The sequence below is a fragment of the Rhodococcus sp. Q genome, assembly GCF_005503035.1.
Taxonomy (GTDB): Bacteria; Actinomycetota; Actinomycetes; order Mycobacteriales; family Mycobacteriaceae; genus Rhodococcus_G.
This window is the reverse complement of the sequence record NZ_SCOY01000033.1, coordinates 46,525-53,768: the sequence shown is the minus strand read 5'-3', so window position 1 is coordinate 53,768 and position 7,244 is coordinate 46,525. Positions and strand designations below refer to the sequence as shown.

General features: G+C 71.4%; 7 protein-coding genes. 5 read left to right on the top strand and 2 right to left on the bottom strand.

Going from position 1 to position 7,244, the window contains the following annotated elements; all coding sequences use genetic code 11:
- Positions 1-208 precede the first annotated feature (208 nt).
- Positions 209-1,366 carry a serine/threonine-protein kinase gene (locus FFS72_RS22100; RefSeq protein ID WP_249353456.1) on the bottom strand — a complete coding sequence of 386 codons (1,158 nt, stop codon included), beginning with the start codon at positions 1,364-1,366 and terminating at the stop codon, positions 209-211.
- Positions 1,367-1,583: 217 nt separating this feature from the next.
- On the opposite strand from FFS72_RS22100, the gene imuA' reads away from it, so the two are divergent.
- The 5 genes from imuA' to FFS72_RS22075 all read left to right on the top strand — a co-directional run bounded on the left by imuA' (position 1,584) and on the right by FFS72_RS22075 (position 6,211).
- Positions 1,584-2,360: a DnaE2-dependent mutagenesis accessory factor ImuA' gene (gene imuA' / locus FFS72_RS22095; protein WP_137875947.1), complete on the top strand. Its 777-nt coding sequence runs from the start codon at positions 1,584-1,586 to the stop codon at positions 2,358-2,360.
- Entirely contained in the window at positions 2,357-3,934 is a 1,578-nt protein-coding gene (locus FFS72_RS22090; RefSeq protein ID WP_137875946.1) for a DNA polymerase Y family protein, read from the top strand. Before imuA' ends, FFS72_RS22090 begins: the two co-directional genes overlap by 4 nt.
- An 81-nt stretch (positions 3,935-4,015) precedes the next feature.
- Complete coding sequence (locus FFS72_RS22085; protein ID WP_137875955.1) at positions 4,016-4,774, top strand: alpha/beta fold hydrolase; 759 nt, start codon at positions 4,016-4,018, stop codon at positions 4,772-4,774.
- 7 nt (positions 4,775-4,781) lie between these two features.
- Complete coding sequence (locus FFS72_RS22080) at positions 4,782-5,324, top strand: TetR/AcrR family transcriptional regulator (protein WP_050063274.1); 543 nt, start codon at positions 4,782-4,784, stop codon at positions 5,322-5,324.
- The gene (locus tag FFS72_RS22075) at positions 5,321-6,211 is read left to right on the top strand and encodes a ferredoxin family protein (RefSeq protein ID WP_137875945.1); all 891 of its coding nucleotides are present in this window, start codon (positions 5,321-5,323) and stop codon (positions 6,209-6,211) included. Before FFS72_RS22080 ends, FFS72_RS22075 begins: the two co-directional genes overlap by 4 nt.
- Here FFS72_RS22075 and FFS72_RS22070 read toward each other — a convergent pair.
- The gene (locus FFS72_RS22070; protein ID WP_249353455.1) at positions 6,195-7,172 is read right to left on the bottom strand and encodes a quinone oxidoreductase family protein; all 978 of its coding nucleotides are present in this window, start codon (positions 7,170-7,172) and stop codon (positions 6,195-6,197) included. The genes FFS72_RS22075 and FFS72_RS22070 overlap by 17 nt on opposite strands.
- Positions 7,173-7,244 lie beyond the last annotated feature (72 nt).

The following is a 7,244-nucleotide window of genomic DNA, read 5'->3' as shown; positions in this document are numbered from 1 at the left end:
GGGCGAGATCAACCATGCCGCACGCTCACTCGGCCGCGTCGAACTGCTGCCGGACTCCCGGGTCTTCTGTGCTCACGCATGACACGAAATGGTCGTCGGCATCGACGGCGCGTGAAAGAGTCGAAGGTCCCGAGGGGAATGGGACGTGGGTCACAGTTCCCGGCGCGGGGGCAGTGTGGTCAAATGTGTTGCGCTGACGTGGTTCTCGTCAGGCCAGGATGGCGACTGCCAGGATGACGACGAGGATGGCCGCGACGGCCAGCGCGACGACGAGTGGCGTGGGCAGGCCCGCGGTGTCGCGCTTGGGCTCGAACGCGGGAGGCTGCGGCAGGCCGGGGCCGGGCCGGCGAACGGAGTGCAGTGGTTCCGTCTGTGGTGCGGCGGGGAGCCCGCTCACGGTGCTGTGGTGCGGGCGGCGCGCGGCGGGTGCGGCGCCGCGCCTTGCCCAGAACGGAACCGTGCCGTCCGGGTCGCGCAGGGGTGCGCCGAGCACGTACGCGACGCTGGTGCCCGGACCTGACGTGCTGTACGCCAACAGGTCACGCGCCTCGGCCATCGTCGGGCGCCTGCTGGGGTCGGGTTCGAGCATGCGCAGCAGGACGTCGGTGAGGGGGCCACTGCGCGTCGGCCGCATGATCTCGGCCTTGGCGACCCGGTGGAGGAGTGCGATGGCGTCGTCGTCGATGCCGAACGGGGGTTGCCCCTCGGTCGCGGTGTACAGGGTGGCGCCGAGCGAGAACACGTCGGAGGCCTCGGTGTGGTCGCCTCCGCGGGCCACCTCCGGTGCGAAGTACGCGGGTGTACCGACGATCGCCGAGGTCGAGCCGGTCTGGGTCTCGCCCTTGGCGTAGGAGATGCCGAAGTCGCTGATCTTGACGGTTCCCGCGGTGGGGCCGCGATCGGCGATCAGGATGTTGCCCGGTTTGACGTCGCGGTGCACGATGCCCGCGGCATGTGCCTCGGCGAGCGCATCGGCGACCTGGGCCCCGATCTGGGCCACCTGCAGCGGGGGCAGTGACTCGGTGACGTTCAATGCCTGGGCGAGGCTGCGGGAGGGCATGTACTCCATGACCAGCCACGGGTCGTCGCCCTCGAGGGTGACGTCGTACATCGCGGTGGCGTGCGGGTGGGTGAGGCGACCCGCGAGTCGGCCCTCGCGCATGGCGCGGGCGCGGGCCTCCTTCACCGCGGACTCGGTGAGGTCGGCGGGGAAGGAGATCTGCTTGACGGCGACGTCGCGGTCGAGTCGGGTGTCGTGCGCCAACCACACCGAGCCCATGCCGCCCCCGCCGAGCTTCGAGCGCAGTCGGTAGCGGCCGGCCACGAGATGGTCCGGTCCGACGATTCGCTGCCCCTGCTGCGCCACACCGCGAGGGTAGACGACGCGTCGTCGGGGCCGCTCCCCGGAGCCCTGAACTGGGGATACTCCACGCCTTGACGACGCAGTCGGGACGGGCTTTACTGAACGGGTATCGAATGTGTGTTCGATAATGGTTCGGGTGGTCCGCGTCTTCCCCGCGGCGGTGCCTCGACCGATGGTCGTGGATGTCGTGCGTGGGCAGATGTGTGGACGGAGTGTGCCTGTGGGTGGGACGAGTGGTGCCGCACCGGAAGTTCCGGTGGTACTCGAGGCGTCGGGGCTCTCCCGACGGGAACGAATCGAGCTGTTGCGCAGTCGGATCGCCGCAGTGCCCGCGCGCGGCGAGTCCGTCGCGGCTCGTCCGGACCGGGCCCCGGGAACCGAGCGAGAGGTGCTTCCCGTGCCCGAGCCGCTGGCCGCGCTGCTTCCGCAGGGCGGGTTGCCTCGGGGGTCGGTGGTCGCCGTTTCGGGCGCGGCGTCGCTGCTGGTCGGTCTGATCGCCGCGGTGACGGCGTCCGGTGGGCACGCGGCCGTGGTCGGGCACCCTCGGCTCGGGCTGCTCGCGGCGTCCGAGATGGGCGCCGAACTCGGACGGCTGGCGGTGATCCCCGACCCGGGTCCCGATCCGGTCGAGGTGGCGGCAGTGCTCCTGGACGGGCTCGACCTGGTGGTGCTCGGTCTCGGCGCTCTGGTGGTGCCGCCGTCGCGGGCACGGGCGGTCGTCGCGCGCGCCCGCAGCAAAGGGGCGACCCTGCTGGTGACCGGTGGCGGATGGGGCGGCGCGGAGATCCGTCTCGATGCGACCGTGCACGAGTACGACGGGCTCGGTAGGGGGTGCGGCAGGCTGCGGGGACTGCGGTTGTCGGTCGGAGTCGAGGGGCGGGCGTTTCAGCGTCGTACCGCCCGCGTCGACCTGTGCCCGCGCCGCGGTCGGGTGGAGTGGTTCCCTGAATCTGTTGAACCGAAGCCGATCTCGCGTGTACCGAGTGGTGCGGCGTGAGCTCGCCGCGGGTGTTGGCGCTGTGGTGCGCGGACTGGCCCGCGGTCGCGGCGGCGGCGTCCGAGGATCTGCCGCCGACCGAACCGGTGGCGGTGCTCGCCGGTAGCCGGGTCGTCGCGTGCACCGCCCCGGCCAGGGCGGACGGGGTGGTGCCGGGGCTGCGGCGGCGGGACGCGCAGGGGCGATGCCCACGACTGCACGTGCTGGCCGCGGACGAGGCGCGTGATGCCCGGATGTTCGAGCCGGTGGCCGCGGCGGTCGACGCGGCCACACCCGGGGTCGAGGTGATGCGTCCCGGACTGCTGGTCCTCGCCGCACGGGGTGCGGCCCGGTACTTCGGATCGGAGGAGGCTGCCGCGGAGCGGTTGGTGGACGAGGTGGCCGCAGTGGGAACGGAATGCCAGATCGGGATTGCCGACGAGTTGTCCACCGCGGTCGTCGCGGCGCGCAGAGGGGTGCTGGTCCCGCCCGGAGAGGGGGCGCGGTTCCTGGCTCCGCTTCCCGTCGCGGAACTCGCGGCCGAGCCGGCGCTGTCGGGCCAGGGCCGCACCGATCTGATCGATCTGTTGCGTCGCCTCGGTTTGCGCACGATCGGGGACTTCGCCGCGCTGACCCCGGTCGCGGTGGCCTCACGGTTCGGGGCGGACGCGGCCGCGGCCCATCGCAGTGCCCGGGCGCAGCCGGAGCGTCCGCCGTCGGCGCGTGCCCTGCCGCCCGATCTGGCGGTGGAGTTGCAACTCGACCCGCCCGTCGACCGGGTGGACGCGGCCGCGTTCGCGGGCCGCACTCTGGCCGAACGACTGCACGCGCGACTGTCGGCCGCCTCGGTGGCGTGCACACGGCTGGAGGTGTACGCGAGTACCGGTCACGGACAAAGCCTTTCGCGGATCTGGCGGTGCGCCGAGCCGCTGACACCGGACGGCACCGCGGACCGGGTGCGCTGGCAGTTGGACGGCTGGCTGACCGGACGCAGCGAGGCGAGGCCCACCGCGGGAATCGAGATACTGCGACTGGAGCCGGTCGAGGTGGTGGCGGCCGGTGCGCTGCAACTCGGCCTGTGGGGTGGGGTCGGGGCCGAGGACGAGCGCGCGCGCCGCGCCCTGGTCCGGGTGCAGGGACTACTGGGCGGTGACGCCGTCCGGGTCGGGGTGCTCAGTGGCGGCCGGGGACCCGGGGAGCGGGTCACGGTCGTGCCTCTCGGTGACGAGCCGGTGCCTGCCGCCGACCCGGCGGCTCCGTGGCCGGGGCGTCTCCCCGAACCGGCGCCCACCGCGGTGCTGCCGGAGCCGCCGCCCGTCGTGCTCGAGGATTCCGCGGGACGCCCGGTGTCGGTCACCGATCGCGGCGAGTTCGATTCCCGACCGGGCCGACTGCGGTGGGGGAGGCGGAGTTGGGATCTGCTCGGGTGCGCAGGTCCCTGGCCGGTGGAGGAGCGGTGGTGGGATCCGGCCTCCGCGCGCAGGCTCGCCCGCGCCCAGGTTCTGCTCGCGCCCGCAGGCGGGGAGGGCGGCCCCCGTGCGCTGCTGGTGCGGTTCGACGGGTCCGGTTGGCGTGTCGAGGGGGTGTACGAGTGAAGCCCACCGCGACCGTCCCGCGGGATGGCGACTACCCTTTCGGCAGAGAAGCTGAGCAGCGCGAAGGACAGGTACGACTCGATGATGACGACGGCGACGGCGACGTTCGACGACGTCGACATCCACTACCGCGACTCGCGTGGCGCCGATCCGGTGCCGGTCCTGCTCGTGCACGGAATGGGCGGGGACGGCGCGACGTGGGACCGGTTCGCCCGGTCGCTCGTCACGCGTGGACGCCGAGTGATCGTCGCGGACCTTCGCGGACACGGCCGCAGCGCGCACGCCCCGAGTTACCGCTTCCACGAGTTCGGCGCGGACCTGCTCGCACTGTGCGATCACCTGGCCCTCGATCGCGTCGACGTCGTCGGGCATTCGCTCGGTGGGCACGCGGCGTCGCTGGCCGCCCAGTCGCGCCCCGACCTCGTGCGGCGTCTCGTCCTCGAGGAGGCACCTCTGCCGCTGCGGACAGGTGAGGAGTTGGGGTCGCTCGCGCGTCGACTGCCGAGCCCGGTGGAACTGTGGCATGCGGGGACGAGCCTGCTTCGCAGCCCCCGGGCATCGTTCGCTTTCGACCGATCGATGACGCGGTCGGCGCTCGAACAGTTCCGCACACCGCACCCCGCGTGGTGGTCGGCGTTGCCGTCGATGACCGCATCGACGCTGATGATCACCGGTGGGCCGAGGGGAATGGTCGACCCGGCCCGGTTGGAGGCTGCAGTCGCCGCGATCCCGGACAGTCGTGCCGTGACGATCGAGGTCGGCCACAGCGTGCACCGCGACCGGCCCCGCGAATTCGAATCGACCGTAGTCGGGTTCCTGGCCAACGACGGACGGGGATAATGACGCGATGCGGTCACGGAAGAGGATCTTGGATGCCACGCTCGATCTGATCGGGTGCAACGGCTTCGAGGGGATCACCATCGCCTCGGTCGCGCAGGCGGCCGGCGTGACCAGGCAGACCGTGTACACGAATTTCGGCAGCCGCGAGGAAGTGGTCTCGCAGGCGATGGTCAGTCGCCTGACCGAGGTCGCCACCGAGATTCAGCGCGAACTGACCTCCGCGGCCGACCCCTGCGAGTATCTCGTCGAACTCATCGTCGCGTGCCGCGGGGCCGTGCGCAGCGATCCAGTCCTCACCGCACTGTTGCGATCCGAGACCAACAATCCACTCTTCGACGACGGTGCCGTCACTCGGGCGAAAGTTGTTGCGCGCGTGCTGCTCCAGCCCATCGGTGAGCTGTTTCCCAATGTCGTCGACCGGATCGACGACTTCGCCGAGATCGCCGTCCACCTCGGCTTGTCGGTGGTCTGCTTCGACGACGCCGCCCTGCGTGACGACGACGACCTGCGCGCGTTCCTCACTCGGTGGCTCGCGCCGGGGATCGCATGAGCGCCGCACCGACCGCGCTGAAGGCGGACACCTGCTCGGCGCTCTCCGCCCTCGACGAACCGCTGGCGGGGACGGCCGCGCAGGTGACCGCGTGGCTGTGTCTCGAACATGCCGGGGCGTGGGGCCGCGACGTGTTCGCCGGCGAGGCGTTCGGTCCGCAGCTGTCGGAACGACTGCAGGCGCACGTGGACGCTGCTGGAGTCCGACTGTTGTTGATCCGCAGGCCCGGACGCGCGGCGGCGAAGCACACCCGGACGGTGCTGTTCGCGCGGTCCGCGCCGGACGGAACATGGTGTGAGCGCTTCGAGGTGTCCTCGCCTGCCGACCTGCTCGACCTCGACCTCGCCGCCGCTGTCGACCCGCCGGGCCTCGGTGAGTCCGTCACCGCGCCGGTGGCGTTGGTGTGCGCGCACGGCAAACGCGACCAGTGCTGCGCGGTGCTCGGAAGGCCCGTCGCGGCAGGCTTGGCGGAGCGGTTCGGGGACGCGGTGTGGGAGTGCTCCCACACCGGTGGACACCGGTTCGCGCCGTCGATGATCCTGCTTCCCACCGGCTACACGTACGGGCGCCTCGACGAGAAGGAGTCGGCGGAGGCGATCGCCGCCGCGAGCCGCGGCGAGGTGCACCTGCCGGGACTGCGGGGTCGTAGCTGCTGGTCTCCTCCCGGGCAGACCGCGGAAATCGTTGTCCGGGAACAGATCACTGCCGCCGCGAACGACCTGCACGTATCCGGGCCGGCGGACCGCCCCATTGTTCGGCACCGAGACGGCCGGTCCTGGGAAGTGCCGGTCACCGGCATCGACCTGCCGCCGCGTCCTGCCAGCTGCGGCGCCCAGGCGAAGCCGGTGCGTGCCCTGGTCGCGGGTGACGTCACACCGTTGGTGTGAGAATCACTTTCCCCGTGGTTCGCCGTTCCTCGATCTTCCGGTGGGCGAGGTGTGCTTGGCCGAGCGGGATCACGGAGTCGACCAGTGGGGTGATGGTCCCTGCCGCGGCGCGTTCGAGGATCTCGACCTTCGCCGCGGCGACGCGCTCGAGCCAGGCGGGTCCACTACAGCTCCTGAGGGTGAGACCGCGGAACATGAGATCCTGCGCGGTGACGGAGGCAGGGCGGCCGCTCAGCAGTCCGTAGAACAGCATCCGCCCGGTCGCCGGCGTCATCGCGTCGAGGACGTCCGTCGCCGAATCGCCACCGATCGATTCGAAGACGACGTCGATCGTTGTGCCGCCGAGGGCGTTTCGCATCCGGTCCTGCCATCCGGGCGCCGAGTGGTCGAAGACATCGCTCGCGCCGAGGGCTTTCGCCCGCTCGCGCTTCGCGGCGGTACCCGCGGTCGCAAGGATGCGTCCGGCGCCGAACTCCCCGGCCAACTGGGTGAGGTAGGCCCCGACACCGGTGGATGCGGCTTCGACGAGCACCACCTCGCCGCCACGCAACTCTGCCGCACGCAGCAGGGTCACCGCCACCGCGCCCGGGACCGCCACGGCGACGGCGTCGGTCGTCGGCAGGGTGTCCGGGATCGGGACCGCCGTGGACGCGGTCACCACGACCTGTTCGGCATAGGCGCCGGTGCCGTCGTCGGTCGTCGCGAGGACCCGCGTGCCGATCAGAGCCGAGTCCACACCCGGCCCGACATCCACGACCACTCCGGCCGCTTCGCCGCCGAACACGAAGGGTGTGTCCGTCTGCGCGGGGAAAACGCCCGAACGGAGCTGGGTTTCGGCGAAATGCACCCCGATCGCTTCGGTTCGGATCAGAAGTTGGCCCGCGCCCGGCGTCGGTGCGGGCATGTCCTGCTCGACGAGAACGCCCGGCTCACCGGCCGACGTCATTACTATTGCTCGCATTGGCTCTCCCTTAAGTTGACCTTGGGTCCAGTTAATGGGGCGCCTCGTACGTTATGGACCGGCGGTCAACTT